27 protein-coding genes and 1 tRNA gene are annotated in these 25,653 nt (G+C 71.8%); 13 read left to right on the top strand and 15 right to left on the bottom strand.

The window, feature by feature from the left end; all coding sequences use genetic code 11:
* Positions 1-211 precede the first annotated feature (211 nt).
* On the top strand, positions 212-1,303 hold the full coding sequence (locus ACWEVP_RS14355; RefSeq protein ID WP_452063001.1) for a serpin family protein: 1,092 nt from the start codon (positions 212-214) through the stop codon (positions 1,301-1,303).
* The gene (locus ACWEVP_RS14350) at positions 1,300-3,111 is read left to right on the top strand and encodes a glycosyl transferase (RefSeq protein ID WP_452063000.1); all 1,812 of its coding nucleotides are present in this window, start codon (positions 1,300-1,302) and stop codon (positions 3,109-3,111) included. Before ACWEVP_RS14355 ends, ACWEVP_RS14350 begins: the two co-directional genes overlap by 4 nt.
* On the opposite strand, the gene ACWEVP_RS14345 is transcribed toward ACWEVP_RS14350, so the two are convergent.
* Positions 3,112-3,798: an alpha/beta fold hydrolase gene (locus ACWEVP_RS14345; protein ID WP_452062999.1), complete on the bottom strand. Its 687-nt coding sequence runs from the start codon at positions 3,796-3,798 to the stop codon at positions 3,112-3,114.
* 50 nt (positions 3,799-3,848) lie between these two features.
* On the opposite strand from ACWEVP_RS14345, the gene ACWEVP_RS14340 reads away from it, so the two are divergent.
* Entirely contained in the window at positions 3,849-4,388 is a 540-nt protein-coding gene (locus ACWEVP_RS14340; RefSeq protein WP_452062998.1) for a DinB family protein, read from the top strand.
* 1 nt (position 4,389) lies between these two features.
* Here ACWEVP_RS14340 and ACWEVP_RS14335 read toward each other — a convergent pair whose 3' ends face one another.
* The 3 genes from ACWEVP_RS14335 to ACWEVP_RS14325 form a co-directional block, all read right to left on the bottom strand.
* Positions 4,390-5,784 carry a serine/threonine-protein kinase gene (locus tag ACWEVP_RS14335; RefSeq protein WP_452062997.1) on the bottom strand — a complete coding sequence of 465 codons (1,395 nt, stop codon included), beginning with the start codon at positions 5,782-5,784 and terminating at the stop codon, positions 4,390-4,392.
* Positions 5,785-5,881: 97 nt separating this feature from the next.
* Complete coding sequence (locus tag ACWEVP_RS14330) at positions 5,882-6,226, bottom strand: VOC family protein (RefSeq protein ID WP_452062996.1); 345 nt, start codon at positions 6,224-6,226, stop codon at positions 5,882-5,884.
* Positions 6,227-6,257: 31 nt separating this feature from the next.
* A complete protein-coding gene (locus ACWEVP_RS14325) occupies positions 6,258-6,860 on the bottom strand; it encodes a TetR/AcrR family transcriptional regulator (RefSeq protein WP_452062995.1) in 603 nt (200 codons plus the stop codon).
* Between the two features lie 101 nt (positions 6,861-6,961).
* On the opposite strand from ACWEVP_RS14325, the gene ACWEVP_RS14320 reads away from it, so the two are divergent.
* Positions 6,962-7,672 carry a carboxymuconolactone decarboxylase family protein gene (locus ACWEVP_RS14320; RefSeq protein WP_452062994.1) on the top strand — a complete coding sequence of 237 codons (711 nt, stop codon included), beginning with the start codon at positions 6,962-6,964 and terminating at the stop codon, positions 7,670-7,672.
* On the opposite strand, the gene ACWEVP_RS14315 is transcribed toward ACWEVP_RS14320, so the two are convergent.
* The gene (locus tag ACWEVP_RS14315) at positions 7,636-8,088 is read right to left on the bottom strand and encodes a MarR family winged helix-turn-helix transcriptional regulator (RefSeq protein ID WP_452062993.1); all 453 of its coding nucleotides are present in this window, start codon (positions 8,086-8,088) and stop codon (positions 7,636-7,638) included. The two genes, ACWEVP_RS14320 and ACWEVP_RS14315, sit on opposite strands and share 37 nt — an antisense overlap.
* Before the next feature lie 24 nt (positions 8,089-8,112).
* Between ACWEVP_RS14315 and ACWEVP_RS14310 the strand changes: the two genes are divergently transcribed.
* From ACWEVP_RS14310 to ACWEVP_RS14300, 3 genes are all read left to right on the top strand, one after another.
* Positions 8,113-9,471 carry an MFS transporter gene (locus ACWEVP_RS14310; protein WP_452062992.1) on the top strand — a complete coding sequence of 453 codons (1,359 nt, stop codon included), beginning with the start codon at positions 8,113-8,115 and terminating at the stop codon, positions 9,469-9,471.
* 21 nt (positions 9,472-9,492) lie between these two features.
* The gene (locus ACWEVP_RS14305; protein ID WP_452062991.1) at positions 9,493-10,059 is read left to right on the top strand and encodes a carboxymuconolactone decarboxylase family protein; all 567 of its coding nucleotides are present in this window, start codon (positions 9,493-9,495) and stop codon (positions 10,057-10,059) included.
* A gap of 63 nt (positions 10,060-10,122) precedes the next feature.
* The gene (locus ACWEVP_RS14300) at positions 10,123-10,893 is read left to right on the top strand and encodes a hypothetical protein (RefSeq protein WP_452062990.1); all 771 of its coding nucleotides are present in this window, start codon (positions 10,123-10,125) and stop codon (positions 10,891-10,893) included.
* Here ACWEVP_RS14300 and ACWEVP_RS14295 read toward each other — a convergent pair.
* On the bottom strand, positions 10,865-11,818 hold the full coding sequence (locus ACWEVP_RS14295) for a sigma-70 family RNA polymerase sigma factor (RefSeq protein ID WP_452062989.1): 954 nt from the start codon (positions 11,816-11,818) through the stop codon (positions 10,865-10,867). The two genes, ACWEVP_RS14300 and ACWEVP_RS14295, sit on opposite strands and share 29 nt — an antisense overlap.
* Positions 11,819-11,850: 32 nt before the next feature.
* Here ACWEVP_RS14295 and dnaG point away from each other — a divergent pair, with 32 nt between their 5' ends.
* From dnaG to ACWEVP_RS14280, 3 genes are read left to right on the top strand one after another with little or no spacing between them, the layout of a single operon-like run.
* Positions 11,851-13,767 (top strand): DNA primase, encoded by a 1,917-nt coding sequence (dnaG, locus tag ACWEVP_RS14290; RefSeq protein WP_452062988.1) that lies wholly within the window; start codon positions 11,851-11,853, stop codon positions 13,765-13,767.
* Position 13,768: 1 nt separating this feature from the next.
* Positions 13,769-14,290, top strand: coding sequence for a hypothetical protein (locus tag ACWEVP_RS14285; RefSeq protein WP_452062987.1), 522 nt, complete (start codon positions 13,769-13,771; stop codon positions 14,288-14,290).
* 48 nt (positions 14,291-14,338) lie between these two features.
* On the top strand, positions 14,339-15,100 hold the full coding sequence (locus ACWEVP_RS14280; protein WP_452062986.1) for a trans-aconitate 2-methyltransferase: 762 nt from the start codon (positions 14,339-14,341) through the stop codon (positions 15,098-15,100).
* Here ACWEVP_RS14280 and ACWEVP_RS14275 read toward each other — a convergent pair.
* Positions 15,097-15,309, bottom strand: a complete 213-nt coding sequence (locus tag ACWEVP_RS14275; RefSeq protein WP_452063315.1) for a hypothetical protein — start codon at positions 15,307-15,309, stop codon at positions 15,097-15,099. The genes ACWEVP_RS14280 and ACWEVP_RS14275 overlap by 4 nt on opposite strands.
* 125 nt (positions 15,310-15,434) lie before the next feature.
* Here ACWEVP_RS14275 and ACWEVP_RS14270 point away from each other — a divergent pair.
* Positions 15,435-15,507: transfer RNA gene (locus ACWEVP_RS14270), tRNA-Asn, on the top strand.
* 56 nt (positions 15,508-15,563) lie between these two features.
* Here ACWEVP_RS14270 and ACWEVP_RS14265 read toward each other — a convergent pair.
* Positions 15,564-16,133: a TetR/AcrR family transcriptional regulator gene (locus ACWEVP_RS14265; protein ID WP_452062985.1), complete on the bottom strand. Its 570-nt coding sequence runs from the start codon at positions 16,131-16,133 to the stop codon at positions 15,564-15,566.
* Between the two features lie 113 nt (positions 16,134-16,246).
* Here ACWEVP_RS14265 and ACWEVP_RS14260 point away from each other — a divergent pair, with 113 nt between their 5' ends.
* Positions 16,247-17,410, top strand: a complete 1,164-nt coding sequence (locus ACWEVP_RS14260) for an epoxide hydrolase family protein (protein ID WP_452062984.1) — start codon at positions 16,247-16,249, stop codon at positions 17,408-17,410.
* A 24-nt stretch (positions 17,411-17,434) separates the two neighbouring features.
* Here the strand turns inward: ACWEVP_RS14260 and ACWEVP_RS14255 are convergent, their stop codons facing one another.
* Genes ACWEVP_RS14255 through ACWEVP_RS14235 form a run of 5 tightly spaced genes read right to left on the bottom strand, consistent with a single transcriptional unit; the run spans position 17,435 to position 22,341 of the window.
* Positions 17,435-17,983: a TetR/AcrR family transcriptional regulator gene (locus ACWEVP_RS14255; RefSeq protein ID WP_452062983.1), complete on the bottom strand. Its 549-nt coding sequence runs from the start codon at positions 17,981-17,983 to the stop codon at positions 17,435-17,437.
* Positions 17,983-19,260, bottom strand: coding sequence for an amidohydrolase family protein (locus ACWEVP_RS14250; protein ID WP_452062982.1), 1,278 nt, complete (start codon positions 19,258-19,260; stop codon positions 17,983-17,985). Before ACWEVP_RS14250 ends, ACWEVP_RS14255 begins: the two co-directional genes overlap by 1 nt.
* Positions 19,257-20,735 (bottom strand): FAD-dependent monooxygenase, encoded by a 1,479-nt coding sequence (locus tag ACWEVP_RS14245; protein ID WP_452062981.1) that lies wholly within the window; start codon positions 20,733-20,735, stop codon positions 19,257-19,259. The genes ACWEVP_RS14250 and ACWEVP_RS14245 overlap by 4 nt, the downstream gene beginning before the upstream one ends.
* Entirely contained in the window at positions 20,732-21,628 is an 897-nt protein-coding gene (locus ACWEVP_RS14240; RefSeq protein ID WP_452062980.1) for an alpha/beta fold hydrolase, read from the bottom strand. Before ACWEVP_RS14240 ends, ACWEVP_RS14245 begins: the two co-directional genes overlap by 4 nt.
* Positions 21,625-22,341 (bottom strand): alpha/beta fold hydrolase, encoded by a 717-nt coding sequence (locus ACWEVP_RS14235; protein WP_452062979.1) that lies wholly within the window; start codon positions 22,339-22,341, stop codon positions 21,625-21,627. The genes ACWEVP_RS14240 and ACWEVP_RS14235 overlap by 4 nt, the downstream gene beginning before the upstream one ends.
* 129 nt (positions 22,342-22,470) lie before the next feature.
* On the opposite strand from ACWEVP_RS14235, the gene ACWEVP_RS14230 reads away from it, so the two are divergent.
* Entirely contained in the window at positions 22,471-23,139 is a 669-nt protein-coding gene (locus ACWEVP_RS14230) for a TetR/AcrR family transcriptional regulator (protein ID WP_452062978.1), read from the top strand.
* On the opposite strand, the gene ACWEVP_RS14225 is transcribed toward ACWEVP_RS14230, so the two are convergent.
* A complete protein-coding gene (locus ACWEVP_RS14225; protein WP_452062977.1) occupies positions 23,105-24,676 on the bottom strand; it encodes a glycoside hydrolase family 44 protein in 1,572 nt (523 codons plus the stop codon). The genes ACWEVP_RS14230 and ACWEVP_RS14225 overlap by 35 nt on opposite strands.
* Positions 24,677-24,884: 208 nt before the next feature.
* Positions 24,885-25,541 carry a TetR/AcrR family transcriptional regulator gene (locus ACWEVP_RS14220; protein ID WP_452062976.1) on the bottom strand — a complete coding sequence of 219 codons (657 nt, stop codon included), beginning with the start codon at positions 25,539-25,541 and terminating at the stop codon, positions 24,885-24,887.
* Between the last annotated feature and the right edge of the window lie 112 nt (positions 25,542-25,653).

Here is a 25,653-nt window from a genome sequence, read left to right as displayed (position 1 = left end):
TGCTGGGTGGTGGGCCGGTGGTTGGGGTGGCTGGGCCCGGGTCGGTGCTGGGTAGCGGACCGGCGCTCGCCCCGGTGCGGCCCGTCCCGGACCTCGGCGCGCGGTGGTTCTGGCACCCGGCTGTGCGATCACCCGTGGGGGATTTGTCACCCGTGGGCGGAGTTCCGCGTGGTCGCCCGGCGGGGGTGCCCGGTCCGGTAGTCTCGCCCGCATGGCCACGGACAGCCACCTCCGGTTCGCCCTCGCCGTCCACCGGGCCCTCGGTGCCGAGGGCGGGAACTCCTGTTTCTCCCCCTACTCGGTGGCCAGTGCGCTGACCCTCGCCTCGCGCGCCGCCCGGGGGAAAACCCGGGACGAGCTCGTCGCCCTGCTCGGGGATCCCGGGGAACAGACCTCACTCCTGCGCGAGGCCGCCGTACTCGTCGAGGAGAGCCGCGGCGAACAGGCCGAGCTCGCCGTCGCCAACACCCTGTGGGCCGACGACCGGCTCCCGCTCGAAGACTCCTTCAAGACCGAGCTGGCCGAGTGGCCCGGCGCCGCCGTCTCGAGCGTGCCCTTCGAGAAGGACCCCGAAGCCGCGCGCGCGCTGGTCAACGCCGATGTCGAGCGCACCACCCGCGGCCTCATCCCGCAGCTGCTGCCGCCCGGCTCGATCGACCGGGACGTCGCCGCCGTGCTCGTCAACGCGCTCTACCTGAAAGCCGCGTGGAAGCTGCCGTTCCGCGAGGCGAACACCTCCGACGCGCCCTTCCACGCGCCGTCCGGCACGCGGGACGTCCCGACCATGTGGCTCGGTGAGCGCGTCGGCTACGCGCACGCCGACGGCTGGCAGGCTGTCCAGCTGGTCGCCGCGGGCGGGCTGCAAGCCGTCGTGCTGCTGCCCGACGGCGACCTCGCCGACGCCGAAGCGGCCTTCGACCAGGCCGCTCTCACCAGCCTGCTCGACCGCGTCAAGGTCAAGCCCGTCGAGCTCGCGCTCCCCAAGATCTCGCTCGACGTCGCCAGCTCGCTCACCGGCGTGCTGCGCGGGCTCGGCGTCCGCACGATGTTCACCGACGAGGCCGACCTGAGCGGGCTCTCCCCGGACCCCCGGCTGACGGTGTCCGAGGTGCTGCACCAGGCCGTGCTGCGGGTGGACGAACAAGGCTTCGAGGGGGCCGCGGCGACCGCGCTCACCATGCGCCTCACCTCGATGATCATCGACGAACCGGTCACCGTGACGGTGGACCGGCCGTTCCTGCTGCTGGTCCGGCACGCCGGCACCGGGGCCCTCCACTTCTTCGCCAGGGTGGTCGAACCGTGAGCTTGAAGTCCGAAGCCGTCCCCGAACTCGTTCCGCCCGCCCCCGAACCACCCGAAGGCCCGAAGCGCTGGGCGTGGCAGGACTCCGCGATCACCGGCGGGTTCCTGCTCTTCACGATCCTGCTCTACAACGGGCTCTGGTTCGACCTCAAGCGCGGCTACCTGTGGAACGGCGCCTCCGACCAGAGCCAGTGGGAGTGGTACTCGACGGTCGTCGCGAAGTCCGTCCTGCACTTCCAGAACCCGTTCACCACGGACCTGCAGAACTACCCGCACGGCGTCAACATGGCGGCGAACGCGGCGATGTTCGGCCTCAACATCCCGCTCGCCCCGATCACCCTGACCTTCGGTGCCACGCTGACGTGGGCGATCGTGCTCACCGCCGGCCTCGCCGGCACCGCGACCGGCTGGTACTGGGTCTTCTCCCGGCACCTGGTGCCGAACCGGACGGCGGCCGCGATCGGCGGCGCGTTCTGCGGCTTCGCGCCGCCGATGATCTCGCACGGCAACGCGCACCCGAACTTCGTCGTGCTGTTCGTGCTGCCGTTCATCGCGCTCAAGACCATCCAGATCGCGCACGGCGAACGGCCCGTCCGCAACGGCATCTGGCTCGGGTTGCTCGTCGCGTGGCAGATCCTGCTCGGCGAAGAGCCGCTGGCCATCTTCGCGCTCACGTTCATCGTGTTCGCGATCGCCTACCTCGTCCCGCACCGCGCGGAGGTCCGCGGCATGCTGGCGCCGCTGGCGAAGGGGATCGGCGTGGGCGCGGTCGTCGCGGTGCTGATCGCCGGGTTCCCGCTGTACTGGCAGTTCTTCGGCCCCCAGAGCTTCCACTCGCTGCTGCACGGGTCCGCGGGCAACGACACGGCGGCCTTCACGCGCTTCGCGACGCAGTCGATCGCGGGCGCGCCGGAGGCGGCCGCGGACGTGTCGATGAACCGCACCGAGGAGAACGCGTTCTTCGGCTGGCCGCTGATCGTGCTCATGGTGATGCTGACGATCTGGCTCTGGCGCGACGTCGTTTCGCGCGCGCTCGCGATCACGATGTACGTGATGGCCCTCCTTTCGCTGGGCATCGAAATCACGGTGGCGCACGACGACACCGGCATCCCCGGCCCGTGGAAGTGGCTGGGTCAGCTGCCGCTGCTGGACTCGCTGCTGGAGTCCCGGCTCGCGATGGGCTGCATCCCGGTGGCCGGCGGGCTCCTGGCGATCGCGACGCACCGCGTGTGGACGGCGGCGGCCGAGCAGCCGGAACCCCTCGAAGGCAAGCAACGGTTCCCCCTGAAGATGGTCTGGATCGGCGCGGTGGTGGCGGTGCTGCTGCCGATCGCGCCGACGGAACTGGTGACGCACGAACGCCCGCTCTCGCCGCCCTTCTTCGCCGACGGGATCTGGCGCCAGTACGTCGCCCCGGGCGGCTCGCTGGTGCCGGTCCCGCTGCCGAGCACGGGCGAGGCCGAGCCGTTGCACTGGCAGGTCGACGCCGGCCTCGGCTACCCGATGCCCGAGGGCTACTTCGTCGGCCCGACCTCGCCCACCGACCGCCGCGGCCGCTACGGCGCGGTGCCGCTGCCGACGTCGGACCTGTTCGCCGAGGTCGAGAAGACCGGGCAGGCCGCGGACGTCACCGAAGCCGACCGCACCCAGGCCCTGGCCGACCTGCGCGCCTGGAACGCCGACGTGCTGGTGGTCGGGCCGCGGCAGAACCAGGAAGCGTTGAAGTCCACTGTGGAGCTCCTCCTTCGCAAGCCGGCGGAGTTCGTCGGCGGGGTGTGGATCTGGGACGTGCGCGCGCTGACGCCGTGATCACGCCTCCGCGGCGTCGAGCAGGATCGTGGTCAGCTCCTTCGGCTGCGAGAACATCGGCCAGTGCCCGGTGTTCAGCTCGACCAGCTCCCAGCGGTCGCTTTCCAGCAGCTTCACGACGTCCGGACTCGGTGTCTCCCCGTCGAGCAGGCATTTGACGTAGGTCGCCGGAAGCTCGCCCAGCGGCCGCGCGAGTTCGGCCGGCTCGGTCAGCGCCGCGGCCGGGTGCGGGGTCGAACCCTCGAGGAACCGGGCGATCTCGGCGTCCGAGAGCCCTTGGCCGGCACAGTCTTCCGCGGTCAGCGGCGGCCAGAAGCCGCGCTCGGTGAGCGCCGCGACCTGCGCCTCGGACCAGACGGAGGTGAACGACTCGCCGTCGGTGGGCACGTTCGAGTCGACGAACACCACGCGCCGCAGCCGGTCGCCGATCCGCTCGGCCGCCTGCCCGGCGGGGATGCCGGAGTAGCTGTGCCCGACCACGACGACGTCCCGCAAGCCGCCTTGCGAGACGACGTCGACGATGTCCTGCACGTGCCTTTGCTGCCCCGCGGGCAGGTCGTGTTTTTCGGCGACCCCGGACAACGTCACCGCGTGCGCGCCGTGACCCGCTTCGCGCAGCCCCGGGACGACGTCGTCCCACGCCCACGAACCGAGCCAAGCCCCTGCTACCAAGACGAATTCAGCCATGCCGGAAAACCTAGCGGAGGGGTCCGACAATTTCGGTAGAGTCGGCGCCCGTGACCTCAGTGGACGACCAGGGGCGGACCGAGCCGCCCGTCGACGGCGACGAAGCCGCCGTGCTGCTCGGTTTCCTCGACTTCCACCGCGAAACCCTGGCGTGGAAGTGCGCCGGCCTGACCGAGGCGGGCTTGCGCGCGACGCACCCGCCGGCCACGCTGACGCTGGGCGGGCTGCTCAAGCACCTCGCGTACGTGGAGGACTACTGGTTTTCCTGCGTCCTGTTCGACCGCGAGCCCGCGGCGCCGTGGAACGCGGTCGACTGGCGCGAAAACCCGGACTGGGACTGGGATTCCGCGGCCGAAGACACCCCGGAGCAGCTCCGCGCGCTTTGGTCGGACGCGGTCGCGCGGTCTCGCGAGCGCTACGCGGAGGCGCTGGCGAACGGCGATCTCTCGCAGCCCTCGAAGCACACGCGGCGGGACGGGACCGCGCCGAGCCTGCGCTGGATCCTGGTCCACATGATCGAGGAGTACTGCCGCCACAACGGCCACGCCGACCTCATCCGCGAGTCGATCGACGGCAGCACGGGCGAATAGCTCACCGGCTCTTCGCGAGGGTGTCGGAGTCGATGCACAGCTCGCCGTCCCGCAGGGCGAGCCCGAGGACGTGCGTTTCGGTGGTGTCCGGGCGGCCGTCGCGGTAGTGCAGCCGGATCCGCGCGGTGACCGTGCTGCCTTCGACCGCGGGCGTCCCGAGGACCTCGGCCCCGCTGAACCTGCTCCAGAACTTGTCGTAGCTGTCCCGGGTCCGCAGCCGCAGGTTCGGCCCGATCAGCTCCCAGCCGGCGGCGGTGTCCGGCAGCAGCCCGTAGTAGTGGACGACGAACCCGGCGAGATCGCCGGGAGCCGGACGGCTCGCACCGGCCGTGGGCACCGCGGTCGTCTCCGCCACCGGGGTGGTCGTGCGGACCGGCACCGGAACCGGTGCGGCGACCGGTGCCGAGGCCGGCGTCCCGGGCGGGGTCCGCGCCAGGAACGACGGCAGGGCGAGCACCGCGCCCACCCCGCCGAGCAGGAGAACCGTGACGATCGTGACCGCGACCAGCAGCCCGGTCCGGTGCCGCGGCGGGGCTTCGGGGCCGACCCTGGTGAAGGCCTGGGTCGCGGCGGGCGGAGCGGCGGAGCCGAGGGCGGCCTTCGCGCCGGCCGCGAGCGCCGCGGCGGTCGGGTACCGGTCGTCCGGGCTCTTCGCCATGCCCCGGGCCACGACGCCGTCGAGTGCCGCGGGAAGGCCCGGGTGCAGCAGGCTCGCGCGCGGCGGAGCCTGGTTGAGGTGGGCGTGGAGGATCGACGCGGCCGTCGTCGCCGCGAACGGTTTGGTGGCGGTCAGGCACTGGTGCAGCACGCACGCGAGGGCGTAGACGTCGACGCGCTGGTCGGGCCGGGCCCCGGTGAACCGCTCGGGCGCCATGTAGTCGAGCGTGCCGATCGCCGCGCCGGCACCGGTCAGCCCGGTCGCCGACTCCTGCGACCGCGCGATCCCGAAGTCCACCAGGTAGGCGAACCCGCTGCCGGTCAGCAGGATGTTCGACGGCTTGACGTCCCGGTGGACCAGGCCTTCGGCGTGCGCGGCCGTGAGGGCCTGGGCGATCTGGCCGACGACGTCGACGGCTTCGGCCGCGTCCATCGGCCCGCGTGTGCTCAGCCGCGTCGCGAGGTCTACGCCGTCGACGAGCTGCATGTCCAGGTAGAGGCGGCCGTCGATTTCCCCGAACGCGTGAATCGGCACGATGTGCGGCTCGCGCAGCCGCGCCACCGCGTGCGCCTCGCGGCGGAAACGCTCGCGGAACTCCTCGTCGGCGGCGAGGTGGGGCGGCAGCACCTTCAGCGCCACGACCCGGTCGAGCCGGGTGTCGCGGGCGCGCAGGACTTCGCCCATGCCACCGCGCGCGATCGGCCGTTCGATGCGGTACGGCCCGAATTCCGGGTTCACGAGGCTCCTTCTCAGGGTGGATTACCCCGGAAGTCGCGGCGCCGCGGGCGGCGCGTTACGGGTCCGGCGAAATCCGGGTGCCGGCGCCCGGTCGCGGTCACCAACGGCGGTGCGCGATCTGGAAGACGTTCCCGAACGGGTCGCGGACCATCGCGCGGCGGTCGCCGTAGGGCAGGTTCGCGGGTGGCTCGAGGCTCGTCGCGCCGCAGTCGAGCGCCCGGCGGTACGTCGCGTCCGCGTCGGGGACGTACACGTACAGGAACGCGGGGAACAGCTCGCGCTCGCCGACGGCCGACACCATGACGAGCGAGTCCCCGATGCGGATCTCGGCGGGCCGCCCGCTCTCGATCTCGCCGGTGGCGCCGAACACCGAGCGCAGGAACGCGACGGTGGCGACGACGTCGCGCACCACCATCCGGGGGACCACCGTCTGGAGGCTCATACCCGCCCACCCAAGCCGGTTGCCCGGCTGATCACAAGTGCAGGCCGACCAGCTTCACCAGGAACCGGTCGATCTGCTCGACGGCGGGCGGCCACGGCAGGTCCGGCTCGTTGATCCGCTGGGCGAGCATGCCGTTGACGGCGGTCCGCAGGTCGATCGCGACGGTCGCGGCGTCGTCGGCCGGGGCCAGGCCCGCGTCCATGCACGCCTGGACCGCCTCGGTCGTGCGGGCGACCATGACCTCCTTGAACGGCATGCCGTGGCGCCGGTGGACCGCGCTTTCGTGCAGCACCTTGTAAAGGCCGGAGTGCTCGCGCGCCCACGCCGCCTGCGCCAGGATCCGGGCCCGCAGCGCGGTCGCCGGGTCCGGCGCGTCCGCCGCGGCCGCGTCGCCGGTGCCGACGAGCTCTTCGTGGCAGCGCTGCATCGCGGCCAGGACCAGCGCGTCGCGGTCCGGAAAGTGCAGGTAGACCGACGTCGCCGCGATCGACACCTCGCGCGCGACGGCTCGCAGCGAGAGCGCTTCGTCGTCGCCCAGCTCTTCGAGCATCCGTACGGCGGCCGTGACGATCTCGTCGCGCAGGATTTCGCCTTGGCCGCGCGCGTTCGGACGGCGGCGGGTCGTCTCTTCCATCGAGGTCAGTGTAGCTGGACACCCATCGCGCTACAGGTGTAGCTTCAATTGCACTACAGCTGTAGCGCTACGTACGTTCAGCACACTGAGGGAGCACGATCTTGACCACCACCGAAACGAACCTCGACCGGCTCGCCGCGCTCGATCCGGCGTTCGCGCAGCTGGTCGGCGCCACCGCGCGGCACGTCCGGGCGATTCCCGAGCTGACCGAGCGGGAGAAGACGTTCCTCTGCGTCGCGGCCGACGTCTGCCAGGCGAGCCTGGGCCTGGCGTTCCGGGCTCACGTGCGGACCGGGCTGGCCGCCGGAGTGTCCACTTCGGACGTTCGTGAGCTGCTTCGCTTCGTCTCGTACGACTGCGGCTACCACGCCGCGACGGCGGGCATCGAGCGGATCACCGAGCTGGAAGCGGAGCTGGGCATCGACCCGGAGCTGACGGCGCCCGAACCGGTGCCGGACGGACCCAGCCCGCTGCCGGAGGAAGTACGGGCCCGGCTGAACGAGCTGGACCCGCACTTCACCGGGTTCTTCGACCTCCAGTCGCGGATGCGCGCCGGCCATGGCCCGGGCACGCTGAGCGAACGCGAGCGCGGCGTGGTCAGCCTCAGCGTCGACGTCCACTACCAGACCCTGGAAGACACGTTCCGCATCCACGTCGGACGTGCGCTGCGCGGCGGCGCGTCGCCGGAAGACGTGCGCGCGGCCCTGCGGTTCAACGCCCAGTTCGGCGTCACGCGGGCCTGGCGCGCTTGGGAAGCGCTGAACGCGATCCTGGCTCAGTCGAGGACTTCGCCGGCGAGCCGCGTCAGGTAGCCCGCGAAACGTTCCCGATCCGCCGGGTCCCAGTGGCCCACCAGCGCCTCGAACGCCTGGCGCTGGTGGGCCTGCGAAGCCGCGAGGAACTCCTTCGCGGCTTCGGTGAGCGTCAGCACCGCGCGGCGGGCGTCGCGGGACGACGTCGAGCGCACCACGAACCCGTCGCGGCCCGCTTCGGCGACCATCCGGCTGGCCACCGAGCGGTCGATGCCCAGCTGGCGGGCCACGTCGGCGACCGTCACCTCGTCGCCCGACGCGCCGTCGACCGCCTGGATGACGAAGAGGTTCGGCACCGTCCACGCCGGCGGGGCGTCCGCGGCGAAGCGTTCGACGACGTCCGGGGCCCACTGACGGGCCCAGTGCCGGACCAGGCGGAACAGGGCCGGTCCGCCGCCGGAGCTTGATGCGTGCATAAGGCACGTTATAACGTGTGCTTTATGCACGCATCTCGGAACCTCGCTTTCGCGGGCTTGCTGCTCGGCATGGCCATGGCCCAGCTCGACGGCCTGATCGTCACCGCGGCCCTGCCCTCGATCGGCGCCGACCTGCACGCCCGCACCGGGCTCGTGGCGGTGACCGCCGCCGGCTTGCTCACCCTCACCGTCGCGACGCCGCTGCACGGACGGCTCGGCGACCTCCACGGCCGCCGGATCTCCTTCGCGGGCTCGGTCCTCGTGTTCGCGGCGGCCTCGGCGTGGTGCGCCGCCGCCTCCGGCCTCGGCTCGCTCGTCGCCGCGCGCGCCCTGCAGGGCCTGGGTGGCAGCGGCCTCGTCGTCACGGCGATGAGCGCGCTCGGCGAGCTGTTCGACCGCGACGAGCTGCTGCGGCGCCAAGGCTGGCAGACGGCCGTGTTCGCGGCCGCCACGCTCGGGGGACCGCCGCTCGGCGGCCTGCTCGCGGCGGGGCCGGGCTGGCGCTGGATCTTCCTGGTCAACCTGCCGCTGTGCGTACCGGCGCTCTTCCTCGGTCTACGCGGGTTGCCCGCGAAATCCCTTCGCAGCAGCGAAAAGTTCGACGTCGGGAGCAGCCTCCTGCTCGTGGCCGCGGGGTCGGCGGTCGTCGCGCTGGGCACGGTCGACGCCCTCGCGCACAGTCCACTATGGACTCCGGTGCTGGCCGGAACCGCCGTGGTGGCGGGCTTCCTGTTCGTGCGAAGGCAGCGTCGCACGACGAGCCCGCTGATCTCGCCGAAGGTGTTCGCGGACGGCGTTCTCGCACGCGCGGTGGTGGTCAACGGCCTGGCGGGTGCCGCGCTCTACGGCACCTTCACCTACGTCGCGCTCGTCGCGGCCTTGGGAGCCGACCCGGCCGTGACCGGGTTGCTGCTGATCGCGATGACCGCCGGGCAGCTCGCGTTGTCCGCCTCCTTCGCCGCGCTGGCCCGCCGGCACCCGGAAATGCCGGTGTGGGGCCGGTTCGGCTGCTTCCTCGGGACGGCCGGGCTCGCCACGGTCGCCGTCGCGGCGGCGCTGGGCGGCAGCCCGTGGCTCCTCGCGCCGGGGCTGTTCGCGATCGGCGCGGCCTTCGCGGTCTGCACGTCGGCCTACACCGTCCTGGGCCAGACGCGAGCCCGGCGCGACCTGCTGGGCGTCACACTCGGCTCGCTGACCTTCGCCCGCCAGGCAGGCGGGCTGGCGGGGGCGGCGGCCTTCGGCTGGCTCGCGCTGGCGACGACCGGCGGGCTCGGGGCCGCCGGCCTCACCGTCGTGTTCGGCGCGGCGGCCGCGCTCATGCTGGTGGCCTGCGTCACCTCGCCCGCTGTCACGTCTTCCGAGGCGGTCTCGTCCTCCTCGTGACCGCGAACGAAGGAGAAAGCGATGCCTCGCATCCCCGCGAAGAAGACGTCCGAAGCCGGTTTCGTGCTCAAACTGATGTACCGGTTCGCGGGCCGCCGCTACGGCGCCGTGCCCGAGCCGATGGCCGTCGCCGCCCACCACCCGGCCCTGCTGCGCACCTACGCGGTGCACGAAACGCTGGCCGAGCGGGCGTCGAAGAAGGTGCCGGCGAACGTGCGCGAGCTCGCCGTCTACCGGGTCGCGACCCGGATCGGCTGCTCGTGGTGCGTCGACTTCGGGACCATGCTGCAGAAGCACGACGGCCTGGACATCGAGCGGCTGAAGAAGATCGACGACTACGCGACCTCGCCCGCCTTCAGCCGCCGGGAACGGCTCGCCATCGCCTACGCCGACGCGATGTCCGGCGAGCACGTCACCGTGACCGACGAGCAGGTCGCCGAGCTCGAGCGCGAGTTCGGCCGCGCCGGTGTCGTCGAGCTGACCTACCAGATCGCGCTGGAGAACTCCCGGGCCCGGATGAACAGCGCGCTCGGCATCGTCGACCAGGGCTTCACCTCGGGTGACGCCTGCCGCGTCCCGCTCCCGTAGGACACCGGGGATCGGACCCCGGGTGGACGCGCCACCGGGGTCCGCCGCGGGACCGTTTCGCGCATGCACCTCGTCGCCAGTGAACGGATCAAGCTCTTCAGCATCGCCACGCCCTGGGTGTGCGGCGTCTTCACCCTGGTCGCGCTGGCCTTCCCGGCCGCGCTCACGGCGCTCACCGCCACCGAGTCCCGGCTGCCGCCCACCGTCGCGAGCACCCAGTTCGGCTACCAGCTCGCCCTGGTCGCCGTGCTGGTGCTGGGCGCGCTCGCGGTGACCGGCGAGTACCACTCCGGCACGATCCACGGCACCTTCCAGGCCGTGCCGAGCCGGACGCCGGTGCTGCTGGCCAAGGCCGCGCTCGTCGCCGGGTACGCCTTCCTGCTCGGCGAAGCCGCCGCGTTCGCGGCCTGGCTGGTGGCCCGGGTCCTCGCCCCGGACGCCGACCTGGCCCTGGACAGCGCCGCCGACTGGCGGATCGTCGCCGGGACCGGACCGGTGTTCGCCCTGGCCGCCGTCTGCGGGGTCGGGGTCGGTCTGCTCCTGCGGTACACCGCCGGCGCGGTCGCGGTGCTCGTCGCCTACCCGCTGATGGCGGAGAACGTCGTCCAGCTGATCCCGCGGGCCGGGCAGGCGATCCACCGGTGGCTGCCGCTGAACGCCGTCACGAAGTTCCTCAGCGGGAACGGTGAGGCCAACGCGGGCCGGGACGGCGGCAACGCCACCGTCCTGTCGGACTCACCGCTGAGCCCGGGCTGGGCGCTGGCCTACTTCGGGGCTTTCGCCGTGCTCCTGCTGGCGGCCGGGATCACGAAGGCGCGCCGCCGGGACGCGTGATCCGGGCCAGCTTGTCCGGGTTGACGACGTCGTAGATCGCCACGATCTTCCCGTCGCGGACGGTCATCGCCTGCACGTGCTCGTCGAGGTCGAAGAAGCCCTCCTGACCCGGTTGCGGCGCGAGGTGCACGCCTAGGTCGCCGTTGACGAGCACCGGCGTGCCGGCGGTGAGGATCCCGGGCGCGTACTTCCTCGTGAGGCCGACGAAGAACCGGGCGATCTTGTCCGCGCCGACGATGAGCTGGCGCGTGGTCCGGCCCTTGCCGTTCGAGTCGCCGATGAGCACGACCTCCGGGGCGAGCAGCTCGGTCATCGCCCGGATGTCGCCCTGCTGCAGGGCGGTGACGAACTTCTCGAGGATCTTCGCCTGGTCCTCCAGCGGGACGCGCGGCGCCGGGTCGGCGTCGGCGAGGGCCTTGCGGCCGCGGGAGGCGTGCTGGCGCGCGGCGTCGACCGAGACGCCGAGCGCGTCGGCGATTTCCGCGAACGGCACCGAAAAGGCGTCGTGCAGCACGAACGCGACGCGCTGCTCGGGGGTCAGCTTGTCGAGCACGACCAGCGCGGCCATCCGCAGCCCGTCGTCGCGCACGGCGACTTCCAGGGGGTCCTCGCTCACCGGCCGCCCGAACGGCGTGACGACCGGCTCGGGCAGCCAGTTGCCGACGTACTTCTCCCGCTGGGCCGCGGCCGACTTGAGCCGGTCGAGGCAGATCCGGCCGACGACGGTGGTGAGCCAGCCCCGCAGGTCCCGGATCGCCGCGCGGCCGGCGTCGTCCAGCCCGGCCAGCCGCAGCCAGGACTCCTGGACGGCGTCCTCGGCGTCGGCGCGGGTACCGGTCAGCCGGTAGGCGACCCCGATCAGGTGGCCGCGGTGCTCGGCGAACTCCGCGGCTAGCGTGTCCTGGGCGGTGGGCGTGGAGACCATGCCCCGAGTGTGCCGCAAACGGCGAGACTAGAGTGGGTGACGTGGCAGGACGGATTCGGGAGAGCGACATCGCGGAGGTGCGCGAGCGGAACCGGATCGACGAGGTCGTCGGGGAGTACGTGGCGCTGCGCCGCGCCGGCGGGGGCAGCCTGAAGGGCCTCTGCCCGTTCCACAACGAGAAGACCCCGTCGTTCAACGTCCGCCCGACGCACGGCACCTTCCACTGCTTCGGCTGTGGCGAGGGTGGCGACGTGATCAAGTTCATCCAGAAGATCGACCTGATCTCGTTCGTGGAGGCCGTCGAGCGGCTGGCCGACCGGGTCGGCATCCGGCTCACCTACGAAGGCGGCGGCGCGACGATCCAGCGCGACCGCGGCAGCCGCACTCGGCTCGTCGAGGCCCACCGCCTCGCGCAGGAGTTCTACGCCGAGCAGCTGGTCACCGACGAGGCGCGCGCCGCGCGGGACTTCCTGTCCGAGCGCGGGTTCGACGCCGCCGCGGCGAAGACGTTCGGCTGCGGGTACGCGCCCGGCGGCTGGGACAAGCTGACGAAGTTCCTGCTCAACCGCGGCTTCGAGGTCAAGGAGCTGCTCACGGCTGGGCTGTCCAAGGAGGGCCAGCGCGGCCCGATGGACCGCTTCCACCGGCGGCTGGTGTGGCCGATCCGCGACGTCGGCAACGACGTCGTCGGCTTCGGCGCGCGACGGCTGTTCGACGACGACCGGATCTCGGCGAAGTACCTCAACACCGCCGAGTCGCCGATCTACAAGAAGTCCCAGGTCATGTTCGGCCTCGACCTCGCCAAGCGCGAGATCGCGAAGCGGCACCAGGTCGTGGTGGTCGAGGGCTACACCGACGTGATGGCGATGCACGCGGCGGGCGTGCCGACGGCGGTCGCGTCGTCGGGCACGGCGTTCGGCGAAGACCACATGAAGGTGCTTCGTCGGCTGATGATGGACGACGACGCCTTCCGCGGCGAAGTGATCTTCACGTTCGACGGCGACGAAGCGGGCCAGAAGGCCGCGTTGAAGGCGTTCGAGGGCGACCAGACGTTCGCCGGCCAGACGTACATCGCGGTGGCGCCGGACGGGATGGACCCGTGCGAGCTGCGGCTGGCCAAGGGCGACAGCGCGGTGAAGGACCTGGTCGCGCGGCGGACCCCGCTGTTCGAGTTCGTCATCCGCAGCACGCTCAAGAACTACGACCTCGACTCGGTCGACGGCCAGGTCGCGGCGCTGCAGAAGACCGTGCCGATGGTGGCGTCGATCAAGGACCGCGCGGCCCGCGACGGCTACGCGTCGAAGCTCGCCTGGTGGGTGGGCTGGCAGGACGTCGCGCAGGTGGTCAACCGGGTCCGCGGCAGTGCGGGCGCGACCGACAAGCGCGGCGGGGCGCCGCTGCGTCAGCCCGCGCGCGGCCAGCAGGCGGCCCCGGCGGCGCCTGCCCAGGACGTGGCCCGCCCGGCGCCGAAGGACCCGCGGTTCGCCGTCCAGCGAGAGGCGCTGAAGGCCGCGCTGCAGCAACCCGCGATCGCCGGGCCGGAGTACGACGCGCTGCCGCTGGAGGCGTTCACGCACCCGGTGTACGTGGCGGTCCACGAGGCCGTGCTGAAGGCCGGGGGCGCGGGTTCGGGCCTGACCGGCCCGGCACTGCTGGACGCGGCGGCGCCGCACTGTCCGGAAGGGACGGTCCGGCGCGTGCTGTCCGAGCTGGCCGTGGAACCGTTGCAGGCCAAGGACGAAGTCGACTCGCGGTACATCTCCTCGATCCTCGCGCGCCTGCAGGAGGGGCTCGTCGGGCGGCAGATCGCGGAGATCAAGGGGAAGCTGCAGCGGCTTTCGCCGGTCGAAGCGCCGGACGACTACCGCGCGCTGTTCGGCGACCTCGTCGCGCTGGAGCAGTACAAGAAGTCGCTGGGCGAGCAGGCGGCCGCCAGCACGTGGAGCTGAGATGAGCTGGTTGCGCCGGTTGCTGGGCGACCGCACACCGCCGGACTTCGCGGGCTCGCTGGACCCCGGCGAGGACGTCGTCGACAGCGCCCCGGTCGAGGGCGGTGGCTACCTGGTCGTGACGGCGCTGGGCCTGTGGGTCCCGGACGGCGGCGGGGCGCGCCGCGTCGGCTGGCACCTCGTAGGCAAGGCGGCCTGGGCGGACGGCGTCTTCACGCTGACGGAGTCGTCCGAGGTGGGCACGGCGGGCTCCGCGGTCGTGCTGGCCGACCTGCCGCCGGTGCGCTTCCGGCTGCCGGCGCCGGGCAAGGTGCCGCGCGAGACCTACCAGCGCGTCGAGGGCTCGATCCGCTCGCGGCACCGGCAGGAGATCGGCGCCGGGGGAGCGTGGTTCGTGCAGCGCAAGATCCCCGGCCGCGACGGGAGTGTCCTGCAGGTCCGGCCCGACCCGGGAACCGACCCCGGGCTGGTGGCGGCCATCGCCGAGCAGGTGGCCGCGAAGCTGGTCAACCCCGCCGAATAGCAGTACGCTCGTACTCAGTACAGGCGTACTGTTTACTGGGAGGCTGCCGTGTGGGATCCGGACAAGTACCTCGACTACGCCGACCTGCGGGCCCGGCCGTTTTACGACCTCGTCTCCCGCATCGGCGCGGCGGCTCCGCGACGCGTCGTGGACCTGGGGTGCGGCCCCGGCAACCTGACCGCGTCGCTCCGGGAGCGCTGGCCTTCGGCGGCGCTGGAGTGCGGCGACAGTTCACCCGAAATGGTGAAGGCCGCCCGCGCCCGCGGACTCGACGCGTCGCTGCTCGACGTCCGCGACTGGACGCCGGCGCCGGACACCGACGTCGTCGTGTCGAACGCCGTCCTGCAGTGGGTGCCGGACCACGGTCCGCTGCTTCGCCGCTGGGTCTCGTCGCTGCCCTCGGGTGCCTGGCTGGCGGTGCAGGTGCCGGGCAATTTCACCGCGCCGTCGCACGCGCTGACGCGGCAGCTGGCGGCGTCCCCGGCGTGGTCCTCCCGGCTGGCCGAGGTGGTCCTGCGCGAGGACGACGCGGTGTCGAGCCCTCTGGAGTACGCGAACCTCCTGGCCGACGCGGGCTGCGGCGTCGACGCCTGGGAGACGACGTACGTGCAGCCGTTGCGCGGGCCGTCACCGGTGCTGGAGTGGATAACGGGGACGGCGCTGCGCCCCATCCGCGCTGCCCTGCCGGACGCGGAGTGGGAGCAGTTCCGCGCCGAGCTGGCGCCGCTGCTGTCGTCGGCGTACCCGGCGCGCGCCGACGGAACGACGTGGTTCGAGTTCCGCCGGGTGTTCTTCGTGGCCCAGGTCTAGCGGCGCACCTTCTCGCCGATCTTGGCGCGGGCCACGCCGGCGGCCCCCTGAACCATGGGGTGGTCGACGGCCCGGCGGTAGGTGCGCACGAGCTGTTCGTACCGCCCCCGGCCTGCCTTGGCGCCCAGCACGTACCCCAGGCCTGCCCCCAGCAGGAACTTCTTCATCCGCGTCCACGCCTTCCGTCCGTAGGTCGTCCGACTGTCCATTGTCCAGGAAAACGGCCCGGAGGGTGCGGTTGCGCCAAGTGGGGGGTGGGTGCGGAGGGTGTGAAGGCATGGGCTAAAGTTCTTCTCGTCGGACGGAGACGGACGACACCGGAAGTGAGCGACATTCCCCTGTAGCTCAACTGGCAGAGCATTCGGCTGTTAACCGGAGGGTTCTTGGTTCGAGTCCAAGCGGGGGAGCAGAGGCCCAGGTCATCGACCTGGGCCTTCTTCGCGTCCGAGGTCTCGCCAAGGCATCACGGCCGGCGGTCCAGGAGGAACTTCGCGCGCGCTTCGGGCACTCCCAACATCAGCAGGCTCGTCATCGACGCTGCGCGGACGCCGAGGGCCCCGTGCGACAAATCTTTGTCCGCGATGGTGAACACCGTGGCGAAAGCGATCTCGCTCAGAACGTCCGCGGGCAGGTGCCGTCCGAACGCTTTGCCGTCCTGGCCTCGTTCGACCAGCTCGGCAAGCGTCTTCTCGACCGGTCCGAGGAGGGCGTGGATCTCCTCTCCGTACTCACCGCGGCGGAGCGCCACCAGCACGCGGTAACGGTGCGCCAACGGCCAGAGGTGGGCGATGAAGCCGACCCAGGCCTCGTCGGCCGCTTCGCCGGCGGCGGTGATCTCCGCCAGTACGGCCGCTATCTCGCTCACGGCCCGGTGCGTGAGAGCCAGCACCAGGTCGGTTCGAGAGGGGAAGTGACCGTAGACGGTACGTCGGACCACGCCGGCGGCGGAGGCGATCGCACCCATGCCGGCATCCGGGTTCCTCCCCAGGACTTCGAGTGCGACGTCGAGAATCCGCTCCCGCGTGTCCCTCATGCCGCACACCCCCAGGTCTCGATCCGCGTCGCTTCGATGATTGCACACTGGTGTGCAATTGCGTAATCTGCACACGGGTGTGCAACACCGTGACAGGACAGGAGAACCGGACGATGACCGCATCGACCACCGCACCGCCGGACCTCGTCCGCCCGTTCCGCTTCGTGCTCCAGGATTCCGAGATCGCTGACCTCAAGCAGCGGCTGGCCAGGACGCGCTGGCCGGATCCGGAGACCGTCCCCGACTGGTCGCAAGGTGTCCGCGTGGAGAACGCCAAGTCGCTCGTCGCCTACTGGGAGCGGGACTACGACTGGCGACGATTCGAGTCGGCGGTCAACAGCTTCCCCCAGTTCCTGACCACGATCGACGGCCTGGACATCCACTTCATCCACGTCAGGTCCCGGAACCCGGGTGCGATGCCCCTGATCCTGACCCACGGGTGGCCGGGATCGATCGTCGAATTCCTGAAACTGATCGGCCCGCTCACGGACCCGGTCGCGTTCGGCGGCGACGTCGGAGATTCCTTCGACGTCGTCGTTCCGTCCCTGCCCGGATTCGGGTTCTCCGGAAAGCCGGCCGAGGCGGGCTGGACGGTGCCGCGCATCGCCGCCGCATGGGTGGAGCTGATGAAGCGTCTCGGCTACCGCGACTGGGCGGCTCAGGGCGGTGACTGGGGTTCGGTCGTGACCACCGCTCTCGGAGCCATGCGACCCGAAGGGCTGCTCGGGATTCACTTGAACACCCCCTACGCTTTTCCCGCTCGGATACCCGGCACGCTTTCTGCCGAAGAGCGCCACGCCGTGGACGGCCTCGCCCGCTACACCGGCGCCCTCGGTGGTTCGAACCACCTCCAGGGCACGAAGCCGGAGACCGTCGGGTTCGCGCTGGCGGACTCCCCGGCGGGCCAGGCGGCCTGGATCTACGAGAAGTTCCAGTCCAAAACGGACAACCACGGGCTCGCCGAGGACGTTCTGAGCACCGATGACATGCTGGACGCGATATCGCTCTACTGGTTCACCAACAGTGCCGCCTCGTCCGCCCGCATCTACTGGGAGAACCGATCGGCCAGTATGGCCGGCCCGAAGCTGACACTCCCGGTCGCGGTGACCGTGTTCCCGCGAGACGTCCCACGCCTGCCGCGAAGCTGGATCGAAGACACCTACCGCGACCTGATCCACTACGGCGAGGCCGACAGGGGCGGCCACTTCGCGGCTCTCGAGCAGCCCGAGATCCTGATCAGCGAAATCCGCGCCGGCCTGAGGAGTCTGCGCCGGTAGCCGACGCAGAAGCACGGCAGCCACTCACTGTTCAGGGCCGGCCAGGCCGTGGAGGACGAGGTTCGTGACCGCATCGGGGACGCGGTCGTCGCCGGCGGGCAGGGCTTGGTTGAGGCCGGCGAGCATGAGGCCCACCGCGGCGGCCACCAGTTCGGGGTCGCCGGCGAGCGGCCGGCCGCGGTCACGCCGGTTCTCCAGGTGCTTGCGCAGCGGGGCCGTCCAGGCCGTCAGCTCGTCCCGGAACCGTCCGGAGGCCGGGGCGGCCGCGGTCGCCGACTGCAGCAGGGCGATGGCGGTGGGGCGGTGGGTGCGCAGTGCGGTCCAGCAGGCCGTGACGTGCGCGCGGAGGGTGTCGTCGTCGGGGGCCGGTGTCCCGGCGAGTTCGCCGCGCAGCACCGAGAGGAGCTGTTCCTTGTCACGGAAGTGGCGGTAGAACGATCCCACGGCGCGGCCGGCCGCGGCCGCGATGTCGCTGACCTTGGTGTCGGGGTAACCGCGTTCACCGAACAGTCGCTTCGCCGCGGCCAGCAGCTCCGTCCGGGTCCGGCTCGCGAGTTCGCTCCGGGTGCTCATCAGCCGGCGAGGTGGGGGACGAGCCGAGCCGAGGAGTCCCGCAACTGTTCCCGGACGGCGTCGATGTCGACGTCGAGGAGGGTGTGGTCGCGTTTGCGCCAGCGCCCGGCGATCATGACCGCTTCGATGTCGCCGGTGGTGGCGTGCAGGGCGGCGGCGACCGGGTTCGGCGCCGGGGCGTCGAGGACGACGAGGTCGGCCTGCAGGCCCGGTTCGAGCCGGCCGACGCGGTCGGCGAGGCCGAGTGCCCGGGCACCTTCGACGGTGGCCCAGGCCAGTGCCTGCTTCGCGGTGATCGTCGCGGTGGGGGAGGAGGAGCCGGTGACCCGCCGGTGGTGCTCGTGGTCGTGGCCGCGCTGGTGTGCCAGGGCGATGCGGGCGGCGGAGAGCACGTCGGCGGGCGTGACGGCGTCGGTGTCGGTGCCCAGCGACGGCGCGGCACCCAGCCGGAGCAGGCTCCCCGTGACGGGGAAGCCATGGCCTTGGCCGAGCTCGTTCTCGGGCGTGCTGGTGAGGCCGGCGCCCGCGTCGATGAGGGTCTTGAGCCAGTCGTCGGTGAGCCCGGCGCCGTGCACGACGTTCGTGCGGGGGCTCAGCAGCCCGGCGTCCCGCACCGCGGTCCACCCGGGCCCGGGTTCGCCGCCGCTCTGGTGCATCGACACCACGAGGCCGCGTTCGGCGGCGGCCCGGAAATCGGCGACCGCGGTGTCCGGAGTGGACAGTTGCGGGCCCCGGACGGCCATGCCGAGGGTGAGCAGCGGGCCGGCGGGCAGCCGGTCGACCTCTTCGACGGGGTGGGTCGCGTCGGGGGCGGAGTAGGGGGTGCCGTGCAGGAACACCCCGCGGATGCCGGACGCCACGAGTCCGTCGATCGCGGCGTCGGTGTGGTCCGGGGTGGGGGTGTTGTGGCACCAGTCGCCGAGGGTGGTGGTGCCGCGGTCGAGCTGGCTCAGCGCGCCGGCGAGAGTGCCGATCCGCATGTCCTCCGGACGGTAGTGCCGGGCCACGGTGCCGTGCACGCGGCCGAGGTAGTCCGCGAGCGTCCAGTCGGCGCCGGCGCCCCGCAGCGCGGTCTGCCAGGTGTGCAGGTGGGCGTTGACCAGGCCGGGCATGATGATCCGGCCGGTGACGTCGATGATCTCCGCGCCGGTTTCGCCGAGTCCGTCGCCGACGGCGGCGATGGTGCCGTCGTCGATCAGGATGTCGGCGCGTTCGGCGTCGGGCCGGTCCGGCGCCATGGTGATGACCTGCGCGCCGCGCAGCAGGACGCGGTTCACCCGGCCACCTCCGGGGTCATGGCGCGCACGGCGGCGCGGGTCGAGGCGAGGAAGTCGCGGGTCGCGATGTGCCCGAGGTAGCCGTCGGGCCGGACGAGCAGCAGCGTGTCGCCTTCGACCCCGTAGCCGCGGCGGAAGCCGTCCCGTCCGTCGACGGTGATCCGTCGCAGCGGTGCTCCCGCGGCCGGCCAGGCGAGTTCGTCGCTCGCCGCCGCGGCCCGCGGGCCGTGCGCGACCAGGGTGAAGTGCGGCCCCCGGTAGGCGTCGAACAGACGCGAGCCGGGCAGTTCGGCGTCCGGCGCGCGGTCGCCGACCTGCAGCGTCTTCGTGCGGTCGGCGCCGCCGGGCGCGAGCGGGCCGCCCTGGTAGGTGAGGGACAGCTGCTGTTCGTCCTGGCCGCGGCGCAGGCTCGACGGGTCGAGCTTGGCGAGGCCTTCGTACTTCTTCGTGGACAGGCCGAGCACGCCCGCGGCGATCGGCAGGCGTTCGGCTTCGTAGCTGTCCAGCAGCCGCGGGTCGGCTCCGGCGAGGACCTGGCCGAGCTTCCAACCGAGGTTGTAGGCGTCCTGGATGCCGGTGTTGAGGCCCTGCGCGCCGGCCGGGGTGTGCACGTGCGCGGCGTCGCCGACGAGGAACACGCGCCCGCGGCGGTAGGCCTCGGCCAGGCGGATGTTGGGCCGGAAGACCGACCGCCACCGGATGTCGCGCACGGCGATGGCGCGGTTGCGGGTGTGCGCCCGGATCCGGCGGGTGATCGCGTCTTCGCCTTCGGGCGCTTCTTCGCCGGGGGACAGCCGGATCATCCACTGGAACAGGTCGGTGTGCGGCAGCGGGCACGCGCCGGCGAACCGGCCCCGCGCACCCGGCCAGACGTGCCAGCGGTTCCCGGACAGGCCGGTCGTGACGGCGTCGACGATCAGCATCCGGTCTGCCTCGCGGGTCTCGCCGAGGAACCCCAGCCCGAGGTGCTTACGGACGGCGCTGGAACCGCCGTCGGCGCCGACGAGGTAGCGGGCGGTGATCCGTTCCGGGCCGTCGTCGCCGAGCACGGTGGCGGTGACCGACGTGGCGTCCTGCTCGAACCCGATGAGCTCCCGGCCGTACTCGACCCGGCCGCCGAGCCGGTCGTGCAGCACGGCGTCGGTGCGGTACTGGGGCATCAGCCGCGTGTTCGGGTACGGGACGTCGGCGGTGCGGTCGCGGTTGCGGAACATCCGCCACGGGACGGTCACCGGGCCGAGGTGGAGGCCGAGGCGGGGGTAGTCGCTGCTGCCGGCGAGGACGTCGTCGAGCACGCCGAGGTCGTCGAACACCTCGAGCGTTCGGGGCTGGAGGCCCTTGGCGCGGGAGCCTTCGAAGGAGTGCCGGGCCTTGTCGATGATCCGGACCGCGAGACCGCGGCGGACCAGGTCGATGGCCAGGGTGGTGCCGGCCGGGCCGGCGCCGGCGATCAGGACGTCGAGGGGTTCGTTCATGGTTCGAGCCGATCCGGGTGGGGAACGGCGAACGACGCGAGCAGGTCGCCGACGTCGTCCGGCCGTTCGTAGGGGGCCATGTGGCCGCATTCGGTGATGACGTGCGTCCGCCGCGGGCGCAGCAGTTCGTGGACGGTGCCGAGGTGGGTGATCGGGGTGACCCGGTCGTCGTCGCCCCACACCAGCAGGACGGGCAGGCCCAGCTCGCCGGTGCTGCGGAACAGGTCCTGCCGGTCGTACAGCGGAAAGTCCTGCAGGGTCTGGAAGAAGGCGTGGAGGGAGCCTTCGAACCGGTAGGCGTCCCGCACCATCGCGACCAGCCGAGCGGACAGATCGCGGTCGCGGACGTTGTGCCCGAGGTGGTCTTCCAGGAGCTTGCGGCCGAAGCGCCGGGCGACGAACCCGGCGAGGAAATCGTTGCGCAGCAACCGGTGGGCGCGGGGACGTTCGCCCAGCCCGGCCGGTCCTACGACGGTGAGCGTGGCCACGGTCTCGGGGCGGAGGTTCGCGTAGGCCATCGCGACCAGCGCGCCCATCGACGTGCCGACGACGTGGCGGGGTGGCGCGAGGTTCAGCGCCGAGGTCAGTTCGGCGAGCTGCCGGACGAACAACGCTTCGTCGTAGCGGCCCCGGACGCGGTCGGAGTAACCGCGTCCGTAGGCACTGTGGGCGAGCGTGCGCAGACCTCGCTCGCGCAGGCGGGCCGCGAGACCGTCCCAATAGGACAGCGGAATCGTGATGCCGCCGACGAGGACGACGAGTTCCCCGCCGTCGGGGCCGGTCAGCTCGTAGTGCGTAACGCCGTCGGACAACTCGACGAAGCTGCCGCGCAGCGTCCGACGCGTGGCGGTGTCGAGCCGGCGGTCCTCGTCGGAGGCGACGAAGTACCTCATCGCAGGAACTCCGTGATCGCCGCGGCCACCCAGTCCGGATCCTCTTCCGGCAGCAGATGCCCGCCGTCGGCGTGCACGCGCTCGACGGCGCCGGGGACGTCGCGGGCGAAGTGCTGCCCGTCGACGCCGGCGCTGCGCAGGACCAGCGTCGGGACCGCGAGCTTCGGGATTTCGGCGCTGCGGTCGGGCTGGTCGGTGGTGGCGAAGTCGACGAACGCCGACCGGTTCCCGGGGCGGCTCGTCAGGGCGTGCACCCGGTCGACCATGGCGTCGTCCACGATCGCGGAATTCGCGCCGACGGCCTCCCGCAACCCGCGTTCGGTCGCGCCGCGCGGCAGCCACCGCCGCAGCAGCGGGCGCAGCAGCGGGTTCCGGGCCAGCCGCAACCCGGCGGGCAGCGTCTTCTCCGGGTAGCCGGTGGCGTTGACCAGCACCAGCGCGTCGACCCGGTCCGGGGCGTCGAGGGCCAGGTTCCACGCGATGTTGCCGCCCAGGGAATTGCCCACCACCGTGAAGTGCGGCAGCCCGAGCGCGGTCGTGAAGCGGGCGATCGTGCCCGCGTAGGTCCGGACGCGGTAGTCGCGGTCGGGCCGCGGGCCGGTCCGCCCGAAACCCGGGAGGTCCGGGCGGATGACGTCGTGCGACGCCGACAACAGTGCCGCGACCCGCTCGAAGCCCTCCAACGACGACCCGCTGCCGTGCAGCAACACCACAGCAGGTCCTTGACCTGCGCGTTCGTAGTGCACGCGAAGTCCGTCGACCGGGATTGACTGGATGTCCTTCATAATGGCAACAGTGTTGCCGTTATTGCGGGAGGTGTCAACCGCGGCCATACTGGGCGGGTGACCAGTCCGTCTCAGGCCGCTCGGCGGTCACGTGGCCGTCCCGCCGTCCCGCTGGACCGGATCCTCGCCGCGGCACTGCAGCTCGTCGACGAGGAAGGCGCCGAGGCGCTGTCGATGCGGACGCTCGCCCAACGCCTCGAATCCGGCACGGCCACGCTCTACCGCCACTTCGGCAACCGGGCGACCTTGGTCACCCACGTCGTCGATCGCGTCTTCGGCGAGGTGGAACTCGACCCCGGCAGGCTGGCGGAGCTGCCGTGGGACCAGGCCTGCCAGGCCGTCGCGCAGGCGATGTTCGACGCACTGGGCCGGCACCGGGCGGTGGCGCCGCTGCTGATCGAGCAGACACCGACCGGGCCGAACGCGATGGTGCTGCGGGAACGCTGCCTGGCCGTCCTGCTCGACGGTGGACTGCCGCCGGAACTCGCGGCGCGCGCCTACGCGACCCTCTCGCGCTACGTCCTCGGGTTCGCCATCCAGCTCACCGGTTCCGGGAACGACGCCGAGCGGGCGCGCGCGTCGGCGCACTTCCACGACCTGTCGCCCGCGGACTTCCCGGCCACGCGCGCGGTCGCGGACTCCTTGCCGGTGCCGCTGGAAGACGAGTTCGCCTTCGGCCTGGACCTGATCGTCAACGGCCTGCGCGCGGCAGGACCAGCAGGGTGAGGGAGTTCGCCGGGTACGTCGTGGTGACACTGCCGCGGTTCACCGGCAGGTCCGCGCCTCGCACGATCGAGGAGAGATCGGCCGGGCTGTAGGTGAATCGCTGCGCGGTGCGGTCGGCGCCGGTGACCGCCAGCGGGGCGGCCAGGTCGCCGCCCGTCTTGTTGAGCACCATGAGGGTCAGGGCGCCGTCGCAACGGCGTTGTGCGCCGTAGATCGCGAGCTGTCCTTGGTCGGTGCTGGCCGCGGAGACGCTGACGTCGCCGAACTTGCTTCCGGCGCCGTCATAGTTGCGGTACATCCGGAACGCGTACGCGGCCGGGTCCGTCGGCTTGGGTTCGCCCCAGATGGTGGCCAGGTCGAGGCCTTCGCGGCCGAAGATGCCGAGGACGTCGGCTTCGGCGAGGGCGCCGTTGATGTCGTCGAGGGCGCCCCAGTTGTATTCGGTGATGGCGGTCTTGGTGCCGGGGTTGTACTGGGCGATCCACTGCTTCATCGTGCGGATGAACTGCAGCGGCGGGGCGTTGACGCCGCTCGGGCCGATCCAGGATTCCTCGACGTAGGACGGGTCCCACAGCGAGCGGGTCGACCGCAGCCGCCACGCGTTGGCTTCGGGCGTCTTGTCCCCGCTGATCTGGGGGTAGTAGTGCTGGTCGAAGTAGTCGAGCAGCCGCTTGCCCGCGGTGGTGCTCGCGTCCTTCATGTTCTTCAGGAACCACTGGGACAGGTTGAGCCCGCCGTGGGCGGCGGCGTCCGCGCCCGGCGCGCAACCGTCCACACCGGACGCGACCCATTCGCAGTAGCCCCACCCGGACGGGCCCAGGACCGCCGCGCGCGGATCGGCGGACTTGACGGCCGCCGCGGTCGCGGTGCTCTTGGCACCCAGTTCGTCATCGGACACGGGCTGGGGGTGGACGTCGCGGTGGGTGGAGCTCCACAGCACCGGTTCGTTGTCCAGTTCGTAGATCGGTACGCCGCCGCGGGCCGCCGTACCGAACTGGCCGACCAGGTGTGACACCTCGGCGCCCGCGAAGGACGCGTCGGCCGGGATCGAGGTGTCGGTGGGTTCCGCGCCGGTGAGGTCCGTGTTGTTCAGCCGGCCGTTGCCGCAGTTGGCGTCCCATTGGTCGAAGGAGTCCTGCGCCGGGAACCGCGTCGCCGGGAACCCGCAGGCGTGCGGCGACGACGGCGAGTCCTTCGCCACCCAGCCGGACATCGGGAGGGTGACCACCTGCTTGATTCCGCGGTCCCGGTTGCGCCGGACGTAGGCCTCGAGGGTGTTGTCCGGGCCGGCCACGATGTTCTCGAAGTACCAGTCGCTGCCGGTGTTGTAGGTGTGGTTGGTGAAGTTGTAGCGGCTGCTCGCGTTGCCACCCCAGCGCGAGACCGGCGTGCCGAGTTCGGCGACGAGCGCGGGATCGCCGCCGTTCATCCCGTAGATGTCGGGACTGATCGCGTGCCGCGCCGCGGACAGGTCCACCGACAGGCTGAGCCCGGCGGCGGAAGCCGGGGGTGCTCCGGTGGTCAGCAGTGCCGTCACCAGGCAACCGCCCGCGGCGAGGGGTTTGCCGGACGGTAAGCGATTCCGTCGCCGAGCAGCCACCGGGAGACTCCTGACGTCGATGTGTGGGAGCGCTCCCACACGATACCGGCCAGGTGCCGGCCGTCAATCCTCCGAGTGGAAGCCGGTGTCGTTCACGGTGGTGGAACAGAACAATCGCGCCGGCGGCGGTGGTAACTTTCCTCGTTCAGGCGGCGGTGTCCGGCCCGATCGCGATCGCGTCGAGGTCGGGCAGCGGGCGACCGCAGATCTCCTCGGCTTCGGCCGCGGTGAGGCCGAGCATGCGCAGCAGGTCCTCGGTCACCCGGTCGGTCGTGGCGGCGTCGTCGCGCTCGGGCCGGCGGTGCAGCAGGTGGCCGAGGCCGAGCGCGGTCCCGGCGACCGTGACCATGGCGAGTTCGGTGTCGGTGACGGTGAAGCGGCCGGCTCGCACGGCGGCCTCGATGTCGCGGCGGGCGCGAGGAGCGAGCCCGCTCTCCGAGGTGGCGATTTCGAGACCGTGGTGCAGGAGGACCTTGCTGAGTTCGGGATGCCGCCGGTGCAGGCGTCCGGTCAGCCGGAAGCTCTGCGCGAAGACCTGCGCCGGGTCATCCAGGCCGGCGGTCAGCTCGTCCAGCAGGGCGCCGTGGACGTCGAGGGCGTCCTCGACCGCCGCCTGGTACAGCTGCTCCTTCGTCTCGAAGTGGTTGTAGAACGACCCCATTCCGACGTCCGCGGCCTGGGTGATCTCCAGGATCGGGACCGCGGTCTTCCCCTCGGCGATCAGTGCCTGGGCCGCTCGGACCAGAGCTGCGCGGGTGCGCGCCTTGCGCCGTTCCAGTCGGCTCGGAGCGTGCTCCGGCATCCGTGCTCCCGTCTTCGCTGGTCGTCGCCGCATCGTAGCGCACGCGTCACTGCTGAGGAATTCGTCAGAAACCCTTGACTGATGACATGCTCGTAACTGACGATGTCGTCAT

It is taken from the genome of Amycolatopsis sp. NPDC003865 (genome assembly GCF_053605345.1).
The sequence above is the reverse complement of the archived record's forward strand: the minus strand, read 5'-3'. Positions and strand labels throughout refer to the sequence as shown.